Raw genomic sequence first — 18,807 nt, forward strand, 5'->3', positions numbered from 1 at the left:
TGAGCAGGGCGGGTCACGTATGAGCGGAATATCGGTCAGCCGATTGGCCTGAGCGGACGTCTTGCCGCCCCTGCGCTCCCCGCCTGCCACCCGCCCGCCGCCCGTCCGCCACCCTCGGGGGCGCGCCGCGCGGGCGTCCGGGGCAGACCCCGGCGGTGATCGCCCCCGCGCGTACGGGACGATGGTGCCGTGGCAGGTATGAAAGGCAAGCAGACGGTCTGGGACATGGTCCGGTCGCTGGCGGTGATCGGCGTCGTGGTCGCGGGGATCTATCTCTTCGTCCCGCACGACGAGGACGCCGATCCGGTGCGGGCGGTCGACTACCGGGTGGAGACGCTGACGGCGCGGCGGGCCGCCCCCTACCCGGTGGCCGCCCCTGTGGGGCTGCCGGAGCAGTGGCGGGCGACCTCGGTGACGTTCACGCGCAAGGAGTCCAGTGCCTGGCACCTGGGCTTCCAGGACCCCCAGCGGCAGTACGTGGCGGTGGAGCAGTCCGCGGACACTTCCGCCAAGTACGTCCGCGAGGTCACCCAGAAGGCGGAGGCCACCGGGCAGACGCAGCAGGTGGGCGACGCGGTGTGGGAGCGCTGGGACGGTGAGAAGTACGACGCCCTGGTGAAGCAGGGGCAGGGCTACGTCACGGTCGTCACCGGCACGGCCTCCTTCGAGCAGCTCGGCGCGATGGCGGCGGCGCTGGAGTTCAAGCAGGGGCAGTAGGGCCGCACGGCGAACGGCCGCGCCCCCCGGATCCGGGGAGCGCGGCCGTTCGCCGTTCGCCGTTCGCCGTGCGCGGTGCGCGGTGCGCCGGGCGCGGCGCGGGGCGGCTCAGACGGTGGTGACGACCTCGTCGAACGCCAGGCGCGGGGCGCGCGGGAAGGAGGCGTCCTCGGCCGGCTTGCCGATGTTGACGATCATCAGCGGGGTGTGGTCGGCGTCCAGGAACTCCTTCTGGATGCCGGCGAAGTCGGCGCCGGTCATCGGACCCGCGGCCAGACCGGCGGCGCGGACGCCGACGATGAAGTAGGCGGCCTGGAGCGCGGAGTTGAGCAGGGCGGACTGCTCGCGGACCGGGCGCTCGGCGAAGAACATGTCCTTGGCCTGCGGGAAGTGCGGCAGCAGGGCCGGCAGCTCCTCGTGGAACTCGTTGTCCGCGGAGAGGATCGCGACGAGCGGCGCGGCGGCGGTCTTGGCCTGGTTGCCCTCGGCCAGGTGCTTCACGAGGCGCTCGCGGGCCTCGGGGGAGCGGACCAGCGTGATGCGCAGCGGCGTCTGGTTGAAGGCGGTGGGGCCGAACTTCACCAGGTCGTAGATGGCCTGCACCTGCTCCTCCGTGACCGGCTCGTCGGTGAACGAGTTGGCCGTGCGGGCCTCGCGGAACAGCAGGTCCTGCGCGGCGGAGTCAAGAACGAGAGACATCGGAAAGCCTTCTTCCATCCGTGGGTGAAGCGATGTCCCCGACTCTACGGGGAAAGTAGGTGAATATTCAACTAAATCGCCGGGAGGTGACGGGGGTCACTCCTCGCCGTCCACCGCGTCGCGCGCCGCCAGCGCCGAGTCCAGCCGGGCCCTGGCCCCCTCCAGCCAGTGCCGGCACACCTTCGCCAGCTCCTCGCCGCGCTCCCAGAGCGCGAGGGAGTCCTCCAGCGAGGTCCCGCCGGCCTCCAGCTTGCGGACGACCTCGATGAGCTCGTCGCGCGCCTGCTCGTACCCCAGCGCCGTTTCGGCCTCTGACATTCCCTGTGCCACCTTATGTGTGTAGTGCAACGACGTGATTGCGGCGATGTGTTGGCGGTGTAGGCGGTGGGTCGGCGGTGTGCCCGCCCCGTTCCGGCCCGCGGCCCGCGGGCTATTCGGCCGCGGCCCGCTCTCCCGCCGCCGGGACTCCTTCGGGCGCCGCGTGTTTGCCGGCCTCGGCGACCCGTACGCAGAACTCCCCCTCCGCGACCCGCGCACGCAGCACCTCGCCCTCCGCGACCTCCTCGGGCGAGCGCACCACGTGTCCGTCGGGCCCCTGGAGCACCGCGTACCCCCGCTCCAGGGTCGCCGCCGGCGACAGCGCCACCACCCGGGCCAAGGTGTGCGCGAGCTCCGAATCCGCCCGGTCCAGCAGATGGCCCAGCGTCCGCCGGCTGCGCCCGAGCAGGGCCTCCAGCTCGTCCTCGCGGACCTCCACCATCCGCTGCGGGTGGACGAACACCGGCCGGGCCAGGGCGTGCGCGAGGCCGCGCTCCTCCCGGTCCAGCAGCCCGCCCACCGCGCGCAGCCCCCGGGCCTGCAGCTGGCGCACCCGCTCCAGCTCCTCGCCGACGTCCGGGACCACCTTCTTCGCCGCGTCCGTGGGCGTGGAGGCCCGCACGTCCGCGACCAGGTCCAGCAGCGGCGAGTCCGGCTCGTGCCCGATCGCCGAGACCACCGGGGTACGGGCCGCCGCGACCGTCCGCACGACCTCCTCGTCGGAGAAGGGCAACAGGTCCTCCACGCTGCCGCCGCCGCGCGCCACGATGATCACGTCCACGCCGTCCAGGGCGTCGAGTTCCTTGACCGCCCGGATCACCTGGGGCACCGCGTGCACCCCCTGCACGGCGACGTTGCGCACCTCGAAGCGGACCGCGGGCCAGCGCCGCCGGGCGTTCTCCAGTACGTCGCGCTCGGCCGCCGAGGCCCTGCCGACCACCAGCCCGATCAGCTGCGGCAGGAACGGCAGCGGCTTCTTGCGCTCCGGCGCGAACAGGCCCTCCGAGGCCAGCGACCGCTTCAGCCGCTCCAGCCGGGCCAGCAGCTCCCCGATGCCGACCGGCCTTATCTCCGTGGCCCGCAGGGACAGCTGCCCGCGCGGGGCGTACCACTCGGGCTTGGCCAGCAGGACGACGCGCGCACCCTCCGACACGACGTCCGCGACCTCCTCGAAGACCTGGCGGAAGCAGGTCACGCTGACCGAGATGTCGTGCGAGGGATCGCGCAGCGTCAGGAAGACCACCCCCGCCCCCGGCCGCCGCGAGAGCTGCGTGATCTGCCCCTCCACCCACACCTGGCCGAGCCGCTCGATCCAGCCCCCGATGAGCCGGGACACCTGGCCTACCGGCAGCGGCGCCTCGGCCGACGTATTCAGACCCATGCACGCAGGCTAACGGGCGGCGCGGACAGCGTCTCAGGCCGCCGGGCCGATGTCGGCCTCCCGCCGGCCGCGCTGGACCACCAGCAGCCCCAGTCCCACCGCGAGCCACACCGCCCCCACCACCTGCGCCGTCCAGGACGCTTCCACGATCACCGCGACCGTCACCGCGGCCCCCAGCACCGGGACCACCAGGTGCTTCCCCCAGTGGGGCCGGCCCTCCCGGCGCCGGACCACGAACCACCCCACCACCGAGGCGTGCAGCAGGGTGAAGGCCACCAGCGCCCCGACGTCCACGACCGAGACCAGGTGGTCCAGCCCGTCGTCGCGCCGCGCCGCCCACACCGCCGCGACCAGCGTCACCGCGGCCGCCACCAGCAGCGCGGGCCGCGGCGTGCCGCCCGAAGTCCGTGCGAGCATGCCCGGCAGCCGCCGCTCCCGGGCCATCGCGAACAGCAGCCGGCCGGCCGCCGCCTGACCCGCCAGCGCGGCGAAGGCGGCCCCGATGGCCTTGGAGAGCGCCACCAGATCGTGCAGCCACGGGCCGACCGAGACCTCCACCGCGTGGTAGAAGGCCGGCCCCTGCGCTGCCGGATCCGCCGCCAGCTCCGCCGAGGTGACCGGGCTGAGCAGTGCCGCGAGGTAGGCCTGGGCGATGAACAGCACCCCGGCCACGGCCAGGCAGAACAGCAGCGCCCTGGCCACCTTCGCCGAGCCGCCCGTCACCTCCTCGGCGAAGGAGGCGATCGCGTCGAAGCCCAGGTAGGACAGGACCGCCACCGAGACCGCGCCCAGGACGGCTGCCGTGGAGAAGCCCAGCGACCCGTCGCCGGTCAGCGGGGACAGCCAGCCGCGCTGCGCCCCGTCGCGCACCAGGACGGTCACCGCGGCCACCACGAACACCAGGAGCACCACGACCTCCATGGCGAGTACCGCGAAGCCCACCCGGGCGGCCGTCCGTACGCCCCACAGGTTCAGCAGGGTCGTGACCACCACCGCCAGGGCGGTCCACACCCACCGGGAGATCTCCGGCACCAGGGCGTTCATCGCGATGCCCGAGAACAGGTACGCCACCGCCGGGATCAGCAGGTAGTCCAGCATCGCCATCCACCCGGCGATCAGGCCGGGGCCCTCGCCGAGCCCCTTGCGGGCGTAGGTGAAGACCGAACCGGCCTGCGGGGCGACCCGCACCATCTGGGCGTAGGAGAAGGCCGTGAACGCCATGGCGACCGTCGCGACGAGGTAGACCAGTGCCACGGCGCCGTGCGATCGGGCGTCCAGCGTGCCGAACACCCCGACCGGGGCCATCGGCGCGATGAAGAGCAGCCCGTAGACGACCAGGTCCCGGAAGCCGAGGCTCCGCCGCAGTGCGGTGTGCTCCGTACGGGACTCCGTGACGGACGCCATGGTTCCTCCGGGGGACGGGTGGTACGGACATCCGACCCAGTCTCCGCCCGGCGGGCGACGCCCGGCCTCCCGGAGACCCCCGTACGATGGAGCCCATGACTGCTCCCGCTTCCCGCCGTGTCCTGCTCGCCGCCCCCCGCGGCTACTGCGCGGGCGTCGACCGAGCCGTGATCGCTGTCGAGAAGGCTCTCGAGCAGTACGGTGCGCCGGTCTACGTCCGCCACGAGATCGTGCACAACAAGTACGTCGTCCAGACGCTGGAGAAGAAGGGTGCCATCTTCGTCGAGCGGACGGAGGAGGTCCCCGAGGGCTCCATCGTGATGTTCTCGGCGCACGGTGTGGCACCGGTGGTGCACGAGGAGGCGGCGCGCGGCAAGCTCGCGACGATCGACGCGACCTGCCCGCTGGTCACCAAGGTGCACAAGGAAGCGATCCGCTACGCCAACGAGGACTTCGACATCCTCCTCATCGGCCACGAGGGCCACGAAGAGGTCATCGGCACCTCGGGCGAGGCCCCGGAGCACATCACGATCGTGGACGGTCCGGACGACGTGGCGAAGGTCGAGGTGCGGGACGAGTCCAAGGTCGTCTGGCTCTCGCAGACCACCCTCTCGGTCGACGAGACCATGGAGACGGTCGACGCGCTGAAGACGAAGTTCCCGCTGCTGGTCTCGCCGCCCAGCGACGACATCTGCTACGCCACCTCCAACCGGCAGGCCGCGGTCAAGGCCATGGGCGCCGACTCGGACCTGGTCATCGTCGTCGGCTCGAAGAACTCCTCGAACTCGATCCGGCTGGTCGAGGTCGCCCTCGACGCCGGCGCGCGCGCCGCGCACCTGGTCGACTTCGCCAGCGAGATCGACGAAGCCTGGCTGGAGGGCGTCACCACCGTCGGCCTGACCTCGGGCGCCTCGGTGCCGGAGGTCCTCGTCGAGCAGGTGCTCGAGTGGCTGGCGGAGCGCGGCTACGCGGACGTGGAGATCGTCAAGACCGCCGAGGAGTCCATCGTCTTCTCCCTGCCGAAGGAACTGCGCCGCGACCTGCGCGCCGAAGCGGCCGAACTGGTCGCCGACAAGTAACTCTTTTCGTACGGTTACGTCCATGCAGATCATGGGTGTGGACATCGGCGGTTCCGGAATCAAGGGTGCTCCCGTGGACCTGGACCGCGGCGACCTGGCACAGGAGCGCCACAAAGTAGCGACACCGCAGCCGGCCACCCCCGACGGGGTGGCCGGCTGCGTCGCGGAGGTGGTCCGGGCCTTCTCCTGGTCGGGCCCGGTCGGGGTCACCTTCCCGGGGGTGGTGACGAGCGGGACCATCCGGACGGCCGCCAACATGGACAAGGCGTGGGTCGGTGTCGACGCCGCGGCCCTGCTCGCGCGCGAGCTGGGCGGTCTGCCGGTCACGGTCCTCAACGACGCGGACGCGGCCGGCGTCGCGGAGATGACGTACGGGGCGGGGCGCGGCCGCGGCGGCACGGTCATCATGCTCACGCTGGGCACGGGCATCGGCAGCGCCCTGTTCACGGACGGGCGGCTGGTGGCGAACTCGGAGCTCGGCCACCTGGAGCTCAAGGGCCACGACGCGGAGACGCGGGCGTCGGTCAAGGCCAAGGAGGACGGGGACCTCACCTGGGAGCACTGGGCGCACCGCGTCCAGAAGTACCTGGCCCACGTGGAGATGCTCTTCTCCCCGGACCTGTTCATCATCGGCGGCGGCGTGAGCCGCAAGCCGGAGAAGTTCCTGCCGCTGATCGAGGGCATCCGGGCCGAGATTGTCCCGGCGAAGCTTCAGAACAACGCGGGCATCGTCGGGGCGGCGATGGCGGCGCGGGAGGCGGAGAAGGCGTAGGGGCCGCTGGAGGCGGGCGCTGGGGCTCGGGCGCGCCGGGCTCGGGCGCGCGGGGGCCGGGCGCGCGGGGGCTCAAGCGGGCCGGGCTGGGCGCGCGGGCTCAAGCGCGCCGGGGCGTCCGCCGCCTGCCGATGAGGGTGGCCTTGCGTACGACGGTGATCAGGCCGGCGACCAGGGTTCCCGCGTACAGCCAGCCCGCGTGCAGCGACAGGACCGACACCAGTCCCATCAGCTGCCCGCCGACGCCGCCGGAGCCGCCCGAGAGGGGCCACACTCCGGCGGCGAAGGCGATGGGCGCGGCGATGGGGGCGGTGACCAGGTCGGCGGGCCGTACCCACAGGGCCGTGGCGGCCGCGACGGGCAGGAAGAGCAGCCCGTAGACGAAGAGCGAGGAACCGAACAGCAGCCGGCAGAGCCCGCCGGCCAGCAGCATCCCGGCGCAGGCGAAGAGCCCGCCGCCGAGCCCGGTGAGCCGGGGCCGGGGCATCCGCCGCCCGTAGGTGGGCAGGGGGTCGCGCCCGCCCTGGGCCGGCAGGGTGGCCGGGCGGGGGCCCCTGCGCTGGGCGGGAGGTCGTTGCGGGTGAGGGGCCGGTCGCGTCCTGTATCGCTCCACGCCTCCACGCTAGGCGGGGCGGGTGCGGTATCGGTGCGGGGACACGCGTACAACGACTGCCGCTCATCGGAAAGTAAACTGTCCGGTGGCCCACTCCCGGGCCGCCGCCCCTCCAGCTACGGGAAGTCGCCAACGTGTCGCTCACGATCGGAATCGTCGGCCTGCCGAATGTCGGCAAGTCGACCCTGTTCAACGCCCTGACCAAGAACGACGTGCTGGCGGCCAACTACCCGTTCGCCACCATCGAGCCGAACGTCGGCGTCGTCGGTGTCCCGGACGCCCGCCTGGCCGTCCTCGCGAAGATCTTCGGCTCGCAGCGCGTCCTGCCCGCCACCGTCGACTTCGTCGACATCGCGGGCATCGTCCGCGGCGCCTCGGAGGGTGAGGGCCTGGGCAACAAGTTCCTGGCGAACATCCGCGAGTCGGACGCCATCTGCCAGGTCATCCGTGCCTTCAAGGACGAGAACGTCGTCCACGTCGACGGCAAGGTCTCCCCGAAGGACGACATCGAGACGATCAACACCGAGCTGATCCTCGCCGACCTCCAGTCGATCGAGAAGGCGGTGCCGCGCCTGACGAAGGAGTCCCGCCTCCAGAAGGACAAGGTCGCGGTCCTGGCCGCGGTCGAGAAGGCCCAGAAGATCCTCGAGGCGGGCGACACCCTCTTCTCCCACGGCATCACCAAGGGCACGGAGCAGGGCGACCTCCTGCACGAGCTCCACCTGCTCACCACGAAGCCCTTCCTCTACGTCTTCAACGTGGACGAGGACGAGCTGACGGACGACGCCTTCAAGGCCGAGCAGTCGGCCCTGGTCGCCCCGGCGGAGGCCATCTTCCTCAACGCCAAGCTGGAGCAGGACCTCTCCGAGCTGGACGACGAGGAGGCCCTCGAGCTCCTCCAGTCGGTCGGCCAGGAGGAGCCCGGCCTGGCCACCCTCGGCCGCGTCGGCTTCGCCACGCTCGGCCTGCAGACCTACCTGACGGCCGGCCCGAAGGAAACCCGCGCCTGGACCATCAAGCAGGGCGCCACCGCCCCCGAGGCCGCCGGCGTGATCCACACCGACTTCCAGCGCGGCTTCATCAAGGCCGAGGTCATCTCCTTCGAGGACCTGGTCGAATGCGGCTCGGTCGCGGAGGCCCGCGCCAAGGGCAAGGCCCGCATGGAGGGCAAGGACTACGTCATGCGCGACGGCGACGTGGTGGAGTTCCGCTTCAACGTGTAGCGGCTGCAATACCACCACGTCGCTGATCTGGCAAACATGCAGTTCAGGAGGGGTTCGACTCTCTGGAGTCGGACCCCTTGGTTTTTCCCGTGCTGGGATGGTGCTGGGATGGCTGACCCCTCGTCACCTGTCATCACCCCTGATCACCCCTACCGTGCTGGGATTGCGCTGGGAGGTGGATGGGCTGCCGGTGCTGGATTCCACTGCGGTGAGCCCTGTGATCACGATTCGATCGTCGCGGGGAGCGCAGTCTGCCGCGCCCGGTAGCTAGGTGGGCTGATCGGACGAGCAGATTGAGGGGCCATGGCTGAACCATGGGACGGCTGCTGCTGTCTCTGCCAAAGTGATCGCTACTGCTAGACGATTCTCGTGAGGAACCTGTGAGCACGCTCGGTAGCTTCATCTGGTCAATCGCTGACCAGCTTCGGGGCCCCTACCGCCCTAACCAGTACGGGACAGTGATCCTCCCGTTCACGATCCTGAGACGGCTCGACTGCGTACTCGAGCCGGACCGCGCGGTGGCACGGGAGCTGGCAGCGAGATACGAGAACCCGAACCGGCTCAAAGTCGAGGTCAAGAAGGCCACGGGGCGGACGTTCTACAACACCTCCAACTACGGGTTCGCGAACCTGCTGGCCGATGCGGACGGGTTGGCGGACAACCTTGCCGAGTACATCGACCTGTTCTCCCCCGACGTGGACGTCTTCGAGTACTTCGACTTCAAGAAGGAGATTCTGGCGCTGGAGAAGGCCGGGCTCCTGCGAGAGATCGTCAAGTCTTTTGGTGCAGTCGATCTGCATCCCGAGGTCGTGTCCAACGCAGACATGGGGGATGCGTTCGAGTACATCATCCGCAAGTTCAACGAGGCCGCGAATGAGACCTCCGGAGACCACTACACGCCGCGCGACGCGATCCGGCTGCTGGTCGACCTGCTCTTCGCAGAGAAGGACGTCGACCTCACCGAGGATGGCATCATCCGGTCGCTGTACGACCCCACCGCCGGCACTGGTGGCATGCTTTCCCTGGCCGAAGAGCACCTGCTCGCCGAGAACCCCGAGGCGAAGCTCAGCCTGTACGGCCAGGAGTACAACCCGCAGTCGTACGCCATCTGCAAGTCTGACCTGCTCGCCAAGGGGCACGACGCGACCAACATCGCCTTCGGTAACACGCTCACCGACGACGCCTTCAAGGGCCGCCAGTTCGACTACTGCATGTCCAATCCTCCCTACGGAGTGGACTGGAAGCAGTATGCCAAGGCGATCAAGGAGGAGCGCGACTCCGCCGGCCCCTACGGCCGCTTCGCGCCGGGACTCCCCGCGACCTCCGACGGCCAGATGCTCTTCCTGCTCCACCTGGTCCACAAGATGCGCGCCCCCGAGGACGGCGGCGGCCGCGTCGGCATCGTCATGAACGGCTCGCCGCTCTTTAACGGCGCCGCCGAATCCGGCCCCTCCAACATCCGCAAGTGGCTGCTGGAGAACGACCTCGTCGAGGCAATCGTCGCCCTGCCGACCAACATGTTCTTCAACACCGGCATCGCCACCTACATCTGGATCCTCGACAACACCAAGCACTACGACCGCCAGGGCAAGGTCCAACTCATCGACGGCACGTCGTTCTGGACCAAGATGCGCAAGAACCTAGGGTCCAAGGGACGCGAGATCAGCGACCGCGACCGCGCTGAGATCGTGCGGCTGTACGCCGACTTCGAGGATGCCGATCCCGAGCTCTCCAAGGTGCTGCGCAACGACGAGTTCGGCTACTGGACGGTCACCGTCGAGCGCCCCCTGCTGGACGAGGGCGGGGACCCTGTCGTCAACCGAAAGGGTGACCCGAAACCCGATTCGAAGAAGCGTGATACCGAGAACGTGCCCTTCACCTACGGCGGTTCGACCGCCGGCGCGGCAGCGGGACGCGAAGTCATCCAGGCGTACTTCGATGCGGAGGTGAAGCCCAACGTTCCCGACGCCTGGATCGACTGGGCTAAGACCAAGACGGGGTACGAGATCCCCTTCACGCGGCACTTCTACAAGTACGTTCCGCCTCGTCCGCTTGAGGAGATCGACGCCGACCTGGAGAAGCAAGTCGCCAAGATCCTCGATCTGCTGCGGGAGGTTGAGGGATGACGCAAGCGCAGTTTGATCTTGAGCAGGCTTGGGCCGGCAACGTCCCATCCCGCTGGCGCTGGAGCAGAAATAAAGAACTCCTGGCAGAGTCGCTGTCTGTCTCGCCCGACGGCACGGAGGAACTTCTCAGCGTGTCGCATCTGACCGGGATCACCCCGAGGGCAGAGAAGAGCGTGACGATGACTGCAGCGGAGAGCCTCGATGGCTACCGCCTCGTGGACGCGGGCGATCTCGTCATCAACACGATGTGGGCGTGGATGGGGGCGCTCGGCGTCTCGAAGCAGGCTGGCATCGTGAGCCCCGCGTACGGTGTCTACAGGCCGCGTCCGAACGCAGCCTTCTGTCCTGGGTTTTACGATTACTTCTACCGATCGACCCCGTACGTGATGGAGATGACTCGCCTCTCCCGCGGTATCTGGTCGTCGCGCCTTAGGATCTACCCTGACGTCTTCCTCAGTATGGCGATCCCAGTGCCGCCGCTGGAAGAACAGCGTGCCATCGCCGACTACCTCGACCGCGAGACGTCCCGCATCGACACCCTCATCGAGGAGCAGCAGCGGCTGATCGAGATGCTCCGTGAGCGACGGCGGTTGGTCGTTACGAACGCCATCCCACCAAGGCCCAGCCTAGGTAGCGGTTCCAACAAGCTTGGCCGCACCGCACGGATCGGCAACGGGTCGACGCCCCGACGTGAGTACAAAGAGTACTGGGATGGCGGCGATGTCCCATGGCTCAACAGCTCCGTGGTAAACCAGGCGCGTGTTGGTTCCGCAGCGGAGAACGTCACCGCTGTCGCGCTCGCAGAGTGCCACCTCCCCATTGTCCCGCCCGGCTCGGTGCTCGTAGGTCTAACCGGCCAGGGGAAGACGCGCGGAATGGCGACGATCCTTGACATCGAGGCAACCGTGAATCAGCACCTCGCGTACGTAGTCCCGGATCGGACTCGATGGTGGCCGGACTACCTTCTGTGGATGCTCACGGCTGCATACGAAGATCTTCGGCGAATCAGCGAGGAGAACGGCAGTACCAAGGGCGGGTTGACGTGTGAGGCTCTCAAGCAGCTGCGTGTCACCATCCCCCCGATTGACGAACAGCGGCGGATCGCGTCTTACCTGGAGGAGAAGACTGCGAAGACGGACACGCTCATCGCCGAGACGGAGCTGTTCATCGTGCTTGCTCGCGAGCGCCGATCGGCACTGATCACGGCGGCGGTGACGGGGCAGATCGACGTACGCGAGGGGGCGTGATGGCTGACCACAATGAGGTGGTCTTTGAGGCGGAGATCTGCGAGTACCTGCGGGATCACGGTTGGCTGTACTCGAAGAATGACTGTGATGGTGGTGAGTACGACCGGGAGCGGGCGCTGTTCCCGGCAGATCTGTTCGCGTGGCTGGAGGCGACGCAGAAGCCGGCATACGAGAAGGCGCTGAAGGCGGCGGGCTCGCAGGAAAAGTTCCTTGATGTCCTAACCGCCGCACTGGACCGGCCGCTGGAACATGGCGGCGGGACGCTGAACATCCTGCGCAACGGAGTGCAGTACATCGGCGGTGGCCGGTTGAAGATGGCGCAGTTCCGCCCCGAGACGTCGCTCAACGCGACCACCACGGCGCACTACGAGGCGATGCTGGTGCGGGTGGTGCGGCAGGTGCACTTCTCGACCGCTGACCAGCGCAGCGTCGATCTAGTGTTCTTCGTCAACGGTCTCCCGGTGGCAACGGTGGAGCTGAAGACCGACTTCAGCCAGTCGCTGGACGAGGCGGTCAACCAGTACAAGCAGAACCGCAACCCGTTGACGAACGGACGGCCGGAGCCATTGCTGTCGTTCGGCCACCGGGCTCTGGTGCACTTCGCGGTCTCGAACGGCCTGGCGGCGATGACCACGAGGCTGGAGGGGGAGAAGACCCACTTCCTGCCGTTCAACATCGGCTTTGACAGTGGTGCCGGCAACCCGCCCGGCGCGGACGGACGGTCGGCGACGGCGTACCTGTGGGAGCGGGTGTGGGCGAAGCATGCCTGGCTGAACATCCTCGGGCGGCTGATGATCGTTCAGACCAAAGAGGAGTGGGACGTCACCACCGGCACGTCGGTGCGGCGTACGAGCATGCTCTTCCCGCGGTTCCATCAGTGGGAGGCCGTCACGAGCATCGTTGAGGCGGTCAAGGAGGAGGGTGTCGGGCAGCGGTACCTGATTGAGCACTCGGCCGGGTCAGGGAAGACGAACACCATCGCCTGGACAGCCCATCGGCTGGCGCGCCTACATGTCTATGACCAGAAGGTCTTCGACTCGGTCATCGTGGTCGTGGACCGCGCGGTGCTCGACTCACAGTTGCAGGATGCGATCCGGCAGATCGACGGCTCCGGCAAGATCGTCGCGACGATCAGCCCCGAGGACGTTCGCAAGGCTGGCGCGAAGTCGAAGTCCGGTCTGCTGGCGCAGGCGTTGAAGAACGGTGAGCTGATCATCGTCGTGACGATGCAGACCTTCCCTCATGCGCTGGAGGAGATACGGACCGACGCCGGCCTGAAGGGCAAGCGGTTCGCCGTCATCGCCGATGAGGCGCACTCCTCCCAGTCGGGTCAGATCTCCTCGAAGCTGAAGCAGGTGCTGACCGCTGAGGAGGTGAAGGAGATCGAGGATGGTGGCGAGATCGATGTGGAGTCGTTGCTCGCTTCGGAGATGACCGAGCGGGCCGAGTCGGAGAACATCTCCTACTTCGCCTTCACCGCGACGCCGAAGAACAAGACCCTGGAGCTGTTCGGTCGCAAGGGGCCCGACGGCAAGCCGCGCGAGTTCCACTTGTACTCGATGAAGCAGGCGATCGAGGAGGGCTACATCCTCGACGTGCTCAAGGGATATCAGTCCTACGACACCGCGTTGAAGATTGCCGGCAAGGCCGAGAGTGGTGACGGAGGAGAGGTTGAGGAGGCCGCCGCCCGCAAGGGTCTGATGCGGTGGGTGCAGCTCCACCCGACGAACATCAGCCAGAAGGTGCAGATCATCGTCGAGCACTTCCACGCCAACGTCGCCTACCTCCTCGAAGGCAAGGCGAAGGCGATGGTCGTGACCGACTCGCGCAAGTCCGCGGTGAAATACAAGCTGGCTATCGACGCCTACATTGCCAAGCGCCGCGCCGAGGACACTTCGTACAACTACCGTACTCTGGTCGCCTTCTCCGCTGGGGTGACGATGGCCGAGGACGAGACCTGGCACAGCGACTGGGGCCCGCAGCCGTCGAAGGACGACGAGTTCACCGAGGCCAACATGAACCCCGGCTCCGGGGCGGATCTGGCGGCTGCGTTCAAGGGCGATACGTACAAAATCATGCTGGTCGCCAGCAAGTTCCAGACCGGCTTCGATCAGCCCCTGCTCTCGGCTATGTATGTCGACAAGAAGCTGTCAGGGGTCGCCGCGGTGCAGACACTCTCGCGGCTCAACCGCACTCACCGCACTGCCGGTGGGGAGCAGAAGCGCAAGACGTTCGTCATCGACTTCGCCAACAAACCCGAGGACATCAGGGCGGCCTTCGAGCCGTACTTCAAGAACGCGACCCTCGAGACCGAGACTGATCCGTACGTCGTCGTCCACCTGGCCAACAAGCTTGCTCAGGCCGGAATCTACACCGAGGACGAAGTGCGTAAGGTCGCCGAGCTGTGGGTGACTCGGAAGGGTAACAACGCGCTCTCGGCGGCGATCAGCCCGGCGCAGCACGACTTCCGGCGGCGCTACACGCGAGCGATCGAGGATGAGGATAAGGTCACGCTCCAGGCGCTCGACCTGTTCCGTAAGGACGTCTCCACCTACGTACGTCTCTATGACTTCATGTCGCAGATCGTCGACTATGGCGACCCCTACATGGAGATGCTCTCGATCTTCCTGCGCCTGCTGGAGAAGGTCATCGCCGAGTCTGCTTGGGCGGCCGACGTAGACCTTTCCGAGGTGGTGCTGGTCGGGGTCAAGCACCACAAGGCGATCGCGGTCGACATCTCACTCGTGGGCGACGGGCAACTGAAGGGCATCAGCGCCGCCGGCACAGGCGCGAAGAAGGATCCGAAGTACGTCGCGCTTCAGGTCGTCATAGACAAGATGAACGACCTCTTCGGCGCCGAATCGTTCACCGCATCGCAGATCAGGGAGTTCGTGCAGGGTCTTGTCGAGCGGTTGCTCGCCGACCCGAACCTGGTCAAGCAGACCAAGGCGAACTCCAAGAAGCAGTTCGTGGAGTCACCGGACTTCCAAGCAGCCGTTACGGAGGCAGTCGCAGACAACCAGGATGCCCACAACACCATGGCTGACTACTTCTTCACCGACGGGCCAGCCATCAACGCGATCATCGTTGCCCTTGCGGATGCCTTCTACGAAGCAGCAGTCGATCAGCAGGTGGATTCCACCTGAGTGGACGCCGAGGTCAGACGTCCTTGATCTGTACGCGGTCGCCGCACAGTGTCGACCAGTCGTCGCGGTCCGAGGTCAGTACGAGGACGGGTGCCGGGGAGCGGAGCGCCATCGCGGCGACGAGGGCGTCGATGGCGTACTTGTGGCCGTGGAGTCCGCCGGCGTCGCTCAGCAGCTGCACCGCGGTGAGACTGTCCGCCTGGGTGACGTCCTGGACCTGAAGGCGAGAGAGCAGCCAGCGCAGCCGGGCGGTATCCGTCTTCCCGTAGACGGCTTCCACCACCGTTAGGGCTGATACGAGGACGGGTACGCCCACGCGCCGAGCGGCCTCGATCCGGGTGATCATCTGGCGATCGTTGCGCAGCAGCAGCGACAGCGCCTGGGAGTCGAGCACCAGGGACCTGGCTGCGGGCTGCTTCATGCGGCGCTGTCGTTCGACGCGTAGGGCGCCGGTGCGTCACCAAACAGTTCGCTCTGCGCAGCCTGGACCTCGGCCTCGCTCAGCGGCTCGTGCTCGGCTTCGTAGACGGCCACGATCTCGGCGAGGCCGTCCATGGCGAGCTGATGCCGGACCGCCGCCGTCACGTACGCGGACACACCGCGCTTCCCGGTACGCGTGCGCAGAGCGCCGAGGAGTTCCGAGGGCATCGAGACGGAGATGTTCTCCGTGCCGCCGGGGCGAGGTGACTTCATGGTCGCAAGTCTAGTACAGAAACTATTACAGCGCCGGAGTGCTGCGCGGTCTGTATCCCGGGCGGGCGTCGATGCCTAGTCTTGGTGCTTCTGGATCTCCGTGTGCGTTGCAGTGAATCCCGTGCTGGGATGGTGCTGGGATGCGCCCGCATATCTGCAGGTCAGATCCTTGTGGTCGAGTTCCGCTTCAACGTGTGAGCGGATGAACGCACGCCACGTTGCTGACGCGGCACCCGTGCAGGTCAGAAGGGGCCGGGCTCAGTCGAGTCCGGCCCCTTCGTCGTCACCGTGCCGGATGGGTGCTGGACACCCTGACGTGCGGTCGGGTCTCGTAAACGGGGACCGATGCCCCACGTGAACGGCCCAGACCACCAGGTCCCCGTCGTCGATCGTGTAGACGACGCGGTAGTCGCCGACGCGCAGGCGGCGACGTTCGGGCTGGGACACCAGCGCAGTGGTGTCGAAGCCGAAAGGGTCGGTCTCCAGCTCGGTCAGCTTGGCCAGGATGCGCAGCGCCATGTCGCGGGGCATCTTCCGAAGCTCGGCCTGCGCCTCGGGGCGGAAGACGGTTCGGTACTCACTCACCGCGTGCCAGCGTCTCCCTCATGATGTCCTCGTCGGGATGCCGCGGGCGGGATTGGCGATGCGCTCGCCGATGATCCGGTTGATCTCGCGTTCTTCCCACTCCTGATACCTGCGCAGCACCTCGATGCAGACGATGGCGGCGACCTCCTTGCCCCGGCGTGTGATCACCGTGGGTACGCCGTCGCGGTCGGCGCGCTCCACGACCTCCGCCAGGTGGGCGCGCACGTCGCGGATGGACTCTGTGGGCAGCGACTGCGTCATGCGCACAAGCGAACGGAAGGTGCCATGTGTACACAACGGCTGGGATTCGGGGTGGTCCATCGTCGTGCTGAATAGGTTTCCGCGGCGCTGATCCGTGCTGGATGCGATCGCCGGGAGCCACGTTTGCGCAGTTGGGGGCCCTTCTGCCCTGCGACGGAGTGGATCGGGCGGCCTTTGCTGTCCGTGCCGTGGGTGAGGAGGGCTTCCAGCTCGGCGTCGGTGATCGCGGCCGCGTCGTCGATCCGTTGGCGGGCGGAGCCTTCGGCGTACGGCCATCCTGGCCGCAGCAGACGACGGCTGTTCAGTTCGAGGTTCGGCCAGATCGTCGATGATCCCCGCGAAGTGGGCCGAGGGCCGGCCGGGGCTGTGCGGTCCGATACCGGCTCATGGATCCCTGCCTCGCGTACCCGGCCGGTCCGCAGCCGGTCCGCAGGACGGAGGGCGTCCGCTGTGACCCCTTCGCAGGGATCGGTAAGCCCGAATGCCTGAAGTACCGCCTGCCGGGAGCGTGGTCGCGGCGCATCGACGACGAGCACCCCCCGGTCCACCTGGTGACGGACAGGGAGCCCGGCTCGGCCTCAACCTGCCGTCTTCCCGGGGGCGGTCGGGTTGAGGGCCTTGGCGATCGCAGGGGTTACCGGGTGGCCGGCGAGGACGTGGCGGACGGCGTCGAGGGGGACGGGGCGTTCGTAGTAGCCCTCGAAGTGGGCCTGGACGGCCTCGGGGGAGCGGTCGGCGAGGAGGTGGAAGAGGAAGCCGGAGCCGTCCGGGTCCGCGCTGCCCGACGGGAAGGCGATGGCGGAGCCGGTGCGCCAGGCCGTGTCGCCCGGCTCCCGCCACAGGCAGGCGGTGACCCGTGGTGTGTCGACGTCCTCGTCGCAGAAGGCGGGGTCGTCCAGGAGCGGGCGCAACGCGGCGGGTACTTCGTCGATGACGCCTGGCCAGACCTGGTCGTCGTCCGTTCCGTACGGACTCATCTCCGACTCGTGGTCGAAGCCGCGTATGAGCACACCGGCCGGGGTGAAGACGATGGAGAAGTCGTCCCCCGCGCCGTTCGCCATCAGGGCCGCCTCTTCGCCGGGGCCCCGGGCGGCGTCGAAGGTGTAGCAGCAGAACCGGGGATCATCGCCGATCGCGGTGTCCAAGGCCGCCAGGGCGCGCAGGTGGGAGCGGAGTCGGTCGGTGTCGGGGAGGAGGGCGGCGATGTCGTGCACGGTGCTCATGACGCCATGGGAGCAGCAGCCACTGACAAGCCGGCGCGGCCGGTCGGGGCTGCGGACCGCTACCTCCCGCGGCTGTCGCCCATGCGCCGGGCGCGGAGTGCGCAGGCGCCGTAGGCGGTCGGGTCGACGGGGGTTCGTGCGCCCGCTTCTTCCGGGGGTGGCAGACTCGCCGGACGTTTTCGACGGAGTGCCGGTGAAGGGGAAGTGGCGTGGAGATCGTGGTGGACGACCTTCGGGGGTCGCAGATCGTGCGGTTCCTCGAGGAGCACGTGCGGCAGATGCGGTCCATCACGCCTCCGGAGAGCAAGCACGCCCTCGATCTCGACGCCCTCCGCGCACCCGAGGTGACGTTCTGGTCGGTCCGCGACGGGCAGGCCGTGGTGGGCTGCGGTGCGATCAAGCGGCTGGACGCGGGGCACGCGGAGCTGAAGTCGATGCGTACGGCGGCGTCGCTCACGCGGAGCGGGATCGCGTCCCTGCTGCTGGAGCGCATCATCGGTGAGGCCAGGCGCATGGGGTTCACGCGGCTGAGTCTGGAGACCGGGTCGGCCGAGTTCTTCCTGCCGGCCAGGAGGCTGTACGAGAAGTTCGGCTTCGCCCCGTGCGCGCCGTTCGCGGACTACCGGCCGGACGAGAACAGCGTGTTCATGACGAGGGCCCTGTGAAGGGTGGGGCCGCAACCCGCGCGGTCCGGCCCCCGGTTCTTCAGCTGCTGGGCGGGGTGAGCTTGTCGAGGTCCAGGCTGATCTCGAAGGGCACGGGGCGACGCAGGGTGCCCCGGAAGATGCCGGCGGGAGCGTAGGCGCCGGTCGGTTCGTCCAGTTCGTAGACGTGGACCACGGGCGCGCCGTCCTCGTCCTCGATGCACCAGTAGTGCGGGATGCCTGCCTCCGCGTACTTGCGGAGTTTCACCGTGCGGTCCCGGTGGGCGGATTCCGGAGATACCGCCTCCACGACGAGCTTCACGTCCTGGGGGGCGTACCAGGTGCGGTCGGGCTGGTAGGGCAGGTCCGTCAGCAGGAGGTCCGGTTCCGGGCGGTTGCGGGCATCGAGGCGGATCGTCATCTCCCGCTCGACCTCGAAGCCCGCTGGCGCCTGCGCCATGAGTGCGGTGGTCAGGGCGGTGACGAGGCGGCCATGCCAGGACCTTGGGGGCGACATCCTGAAGACGAGGGCTCCGTCGATCAGCTCGGTGTGGCGGGGCGCCTCGGGGAGGCGGTCGAGGTCCTCCGCGAACCAGCCTTCCGCGCGCGGCGGGCGCATCCAGTCGGGCAGTGCGGTCATGGGACAACCCTAGCGATCGCAGCCCGTCGGAGGGGC

Annotated in this window: 18 protein-coding genes and 2 pseudogenes; 9 read left to right on the plus strand and 11 right to left on the minus strand. The window is 68.3% G+C overall.

Annotated features, from left to right (window positions below; translation table 11 throughout):
• Positions 1–198 precede the first annotated feature (198 nt).
• Positions 199–717, plus strand: a complete 519-nt coding sequence (locus tag AC07FY_RS07075) for a DUF4245 domain-containing protein (RefSeq protein WP_479003125.1) — start codon at positions 199–201, stop codon at positions 715–717.
• A gap of 108 nt (positions 718–825) precedes the next feature.
• Here the strand turns inward: AC07FY_RS07075 and AC07FY_RS07080 are convergent, their stop codons facing one another.
• The 4 genes from AC07FY_RS07080 to AC07FY_RS07095 form a co-directional block, all read right to left on the minus strand.
• Entirely contained in the window at positions 826–1,416 is a 591-nt protein-coding gene (locus AC07FY_RS07080) for a malonic semialdehyde reductase (protein WP_479001703.1), read from the minus strand.
• A 96-nt stretch (positions 1,417–1,512) separates the two neighbouring features.
• The gene (locus AC07FY_RS07085; RefSeq protein WP_479001705.1) at positions 1,513–1,734 is read right to left on the minus strand and encodes an exodeoxyribonuclease VII small subunit; all 222 of its coding nucleotides are present in this window, start codon (positions 1,732–1,734) and stop codon (positions 1,513–1,515) included.
• 112 nt (positions 1,735–1,846) lie between these two features.
• Positions 1,847–3,115 carry an exodeoxyribonuclease VII large subunit gene (gene xseA / locus AC07FY_RS07090; RefSeq protein WP_479001708.1) on the minus strand — a complete coding sequence of 423 codons (1,269 nt, stop codon included), beginning with the start codon at positions 3,113–3,115 and terminating at the stop codon, positions 1,847–1,849.
• A gap of 33 nt (positions 3,116–3,148) precedes the next feature.
• Positions 3,149–4,519, minus strand: a complete 1,371-nt coding sequence (locus AC07FY_RS07095) for an APC family permease (protein ID WP_479001711.1) — start codon at positions 4,517–4,519, stop codon at positions 3,149–3,151.
• A gap of 86 nt (positions 4,520–4,605) precedes the next feature.
• Here AC07FY_RS07095 and AC07FY_RS07100 point away from each other — a divergent pair, with 86 nt between their 5' ends.
• On the plus strand, positions 4,606–5,598 hold the full coding sequence (locus tag AC07FY_RS07100) for a 4-hydroxy-3-methylbut-2-enyl diphosphate reductase (RefSeq protein WP_479001714.1): 993 nt from the start codon (positions 4,606–4,608) through the stop codon (positions 5,596–5,598).
• 22 nt (positions 5,599–5,620) lie between these two features.
• Complete coding sequence (ppgK, locus tag AC07FY_RS07105) at positions 5,621–6,370, plus strand: polyphosphate--glucose phosphotransferase (protein ID WP_479001716.1); 750 nt, start codon at positions 5,621–5,623, stop codon at positions 6,368–6,370.
• 100 nt (positions 6,371–6,470) lie between these two features.
• Here the strand turns inward: ppgK and AC07FY_RS07110 are convergent, their stop codons facing one another.
• Positions 6,471–6,983 carry a DUF6542 domain-containing protein gene (locus tag AC07FY_RS07110; protein ID WP_479001719.1) on the minus strand — a complete coding sequence of 171 codons (513 nt, stop codon included), beginning with the start codon at positions 6,981–6,983 and terminating at the stop codon, positions 6,471–6,473.
• Positions 6,984–7,117: 134 nt separating this feature from the next.
• On the opposite strand from AC07FY_RS07110, the gene ychF reads away from it, so the two are divergent.
• From ychF to AC07FY_RS07130, 4 genes are all read left to right on the plus strand, one after another.
• Entirely contained in the window at positions 7,118–8,206 is a 1,089-nt protein-coding gene (ychF, locus tag AC07FY_RS07115) for a redox-regulated ATPase YchF (protein WP_479001722.1), read from the plus strand.
• A 380-nt stretch (positions 8,207–8,586) separates the two neighbouring features.
• Positions 8,587–10,332 carry a type I restriction-modification system subunit M gene (locus AC07FY_RS07120; protein ID WP_479001725.1) on the plus strand — a complete coding sequence of 582 codons (1,746 nt, stop codon included), beginning with the start codon at positions 8,587–8,589 and terminating at the stop codon, positions 10,330–10,332.
• Positions 10,329–11,579: a restriction endonuclease subunit S gene (locus AC07FY_RS07125; RefSeq protein WP_479001728.1), complete on the plus strand. Its 1,251-nt coding sequence runs from the start codon at positions 10,329–10,331 to the stop codon at positions 11,577–11,579. The genes AC07FY_RS07120 and AC07FY_RS07125 overlap by 4 nt, the downstream gene beginning before the upstream one ends.
• Complete coding sequence (locus tag AC07FY_RS07130; RefSeq protein WP_479001733.1) at positions 11,579–14,725, plus strand: type I restriction endonuclease subunit R; 3,147 nt, start codon at positions 11,579–11,581, stop codon at positions 14,723–14,725. The genes AC07FY_RS07125 and AC07FY_RS07130 overlap by 1 nt, the downstream gene beginning before the upstream one ends.
• Before the next feature lie 13 nt (positions 14,726–14,738).
• Here AC07FY_RS07130 and AC07FY_RS07135 read toward each other — a convergent pair whose 3' ends face one another.
• The 4 genes and pseudogenes from AC07FY_RS07135 to AC07FY_RS07150 all read right to left on the minus strand — a co-directional run bounded on the left by AC07FY_RS07135 (position 14,739) and on the right by AC07FY_RS07150 (position 16,264).
• Positions 14,739–15,146, minus strand: a complete 408-nt coding sequence (locus tag AC07FY_RS07135) for a PIN domain-containing protein (protein WP_479001736.1) — start codon at positions 15,144–15,146, stop codon at positions 14,739–14,741.
• Positions 15,143–15,418, minus strand: coding sequence for a hypothetical protein (locus AC07FY_RS07140; RefSeq protein ID WP_479001739.1), 276 nt, complete (start codon positions 15,416–15,418; stop codon positions 15,143–15,145). Before AC07FY_RS07140 ends, AC07FY_RS07135 begins: the two co-directional genes overlap by 4 nt.
• A gap of 258 nt (positions 15,419–15,676) precedes the next feature.
• Positions 15,677–16,003 (minus strand): type II toxin-antitoxin system RelE family toxin, encoded by a 327-nt coding sequence (locus AC07FY_RS07145; RefSeq protein ID WP_479001742.1) that lies wholly within the window; start codon positions 16,001–16,003, stop codon positions 15,677–15,679.
• A pseudogene (locus AC07FY_RS07150) lies at positions 15,996–16,264 on the minus strand (type II toxin-antitoxin system Phd/YefM family antitoxin). The gene AC07FY_RS07145 and the pseudogene AC07FY_RS07150 overlap by 8 nt, the downstream one beginning before the upstream one ends.
• A gap of 437 nt (positions 16,265–16,701) precedes the next feature.
• Between AC07FY_RS07150 and AC07FY_RS07155 the strand changes: the two are divergent.
• Positions 16,702–16,830 (plus strand): annotated as a pseudogene (locus tag AC07FY_RS07155) (type II toxin-antitoxin system YoeB family toxin); the annotation flags it as partial.
• A gap of 12 nt (positions 16,831–16,842) precedes the next feature.
• Here the strand turns inward: AC07FY_RS07155 and AC07FY_RS07160 are convergent.
• Positions 16,843–17,487: a hypothetical protein gene (locus AC07FY_RS07160; RefSeq protein ID WP_479001745.1), complete on the minus strand. Its 645-nt coding sequence runs from the start codon at positions 17,485–17,487 to the stop codon at positions 16,843–16,845.
• A 209-nt stretch (positions 17,488–17,696) separates the two neighbouring features.
• On the opposite strand from AC07FY_RS07160, the gene AC07FY_RS07165 reads away from it, so the two are divergent.
• Positions 17,697–18,152 carry a GNAT family N-acetyltransferase gene (locus tag AC07FY_RS07165; RefSeq protein ID WP_479001748.1) on the plus strand — a complete coding sequence of 152 codons (456 nt, stop codon included), beginning with the start codon at positions 17,697–17,699 and terminating at the stop codon, positions 18,150–18,152.
• Between the two features lie 40 nt (positions 18,153–18,192).
• Here the strand turns inward: AC07FY_RS07165 and AC07FY_RS07170 are convergent, their stop codons facing one another.
• Complete coding sequence (locus AC07FY_RS07170) at positions 18,193–18,771, minus strand: Uma2 family endonuclease (protein ID WP_479001751.1); 579 nt, start codon at positions 18,769–18,771, stop codon at positions 18,193–18,195.
• Positions 18,772–18,807: the final 36 nt, after the last annotated feature.

The organism is Streptomyces sp. NPDC045967 (genome assembly GCF_056430495.1).

Excerpts from the sequence above, each read along its gene's own strand:
- ppgK (WP_479001716.1), top strand. The coding sequence starts at position 5,621 with ATGCAGATCATGGGTGTGGACATCGGCGGTTCCGGAATCAAGGGTGCT.
- AC07FY_RS07125 (WP_479001728.1), top strand. The coding sequence starts at position 10,329 with ATGACGCAAGCGCAGTTTGATCTTGAGCAGGCTTGGGCCGGCAACGTC.
- AC07FY_RS07085 (WP_479001705.1), bottom strand. The coding sequence starts at position 1,734 with ATGTCAGAGGCCGAAACGGCGCTGGGGTACGAGCAGGCGCGCGACGAG.
- AC07FY_RS07100 (WP_479001714.1), top strand. The coding sequence starts at position 4,606 with ATGGAGCCCATGACTGCTCCCGCTTCCCGCCGTGTCCTGCTCGCCGCC.
- AC07FY_RS07140 (WP_479001739.1), bottom strand. The coding sequence starts at position 15,418 with ATGAAGTCACCTCGCCCCGGCGGCACGGAGAACATCTCCGTCTCGATG.
- xseA (WP_479001708.1), bottom strand. The coding sequence starts at position 3,115 with ATGGGTCTGAATACGTCGGCCGAGGCGCCGCTGCCGGTAGGCCAGGTG.
- AC07FY_RS07160 (WP_479001745.1), bottom strand. The coding sequence starts at position 17,487 with ATGAGCACCGTGCACGACATCGCCGCCCTCCTCCCCGACACCGACCGA.
- AC07FY_RS07080 (WP_479001703.1), bottom strand. The coding sequence starts at position 1,416 with ATGTCTCTCGTTCTTGACTCCGCCGCGCAGGACCTGCTGTTCCGCGAG.
- AC07FY_RS07095 (WP_479001711.1), bottom strand. The coding sequence starts at position 4,519 with ATGGCGTCCGTCACGGAGTCCCGTACGGAGCACACCGCACTGCGGCGG.
- AC07FY_RS07075 (WP_479003125.1), top strand. The coding sequence starts at position 199 with ATGAAAGGCAAGCAGACGGTCTGGGACATGGTCCGGTCGCTGGCGGTG.
- AC07FY_RS07135 (WP_479001736.1), bottom strand. The coding sequence starts at position 15,146 with ATGAAGCAGCCCGCAGCCAGGTCCCTGGTGCTCGACTCCCAGGCGCTG.
- AC07FY_RS07170 (WP_479001751.1), bottom strand. The coding sequence starts at position 18,771 with ATGACCGCACTGCCCGACTGGATGCGCCCGCCGCGCGCGGAAGGCTGG.
- AC07FY_RS07130 (WP_479001733.1), top strand. The coding sequence starts at position 11,579 with ATGGCTGACCACAATGAGGTGGTCTTTGAGGCGGAGATCTGCGAGTAC.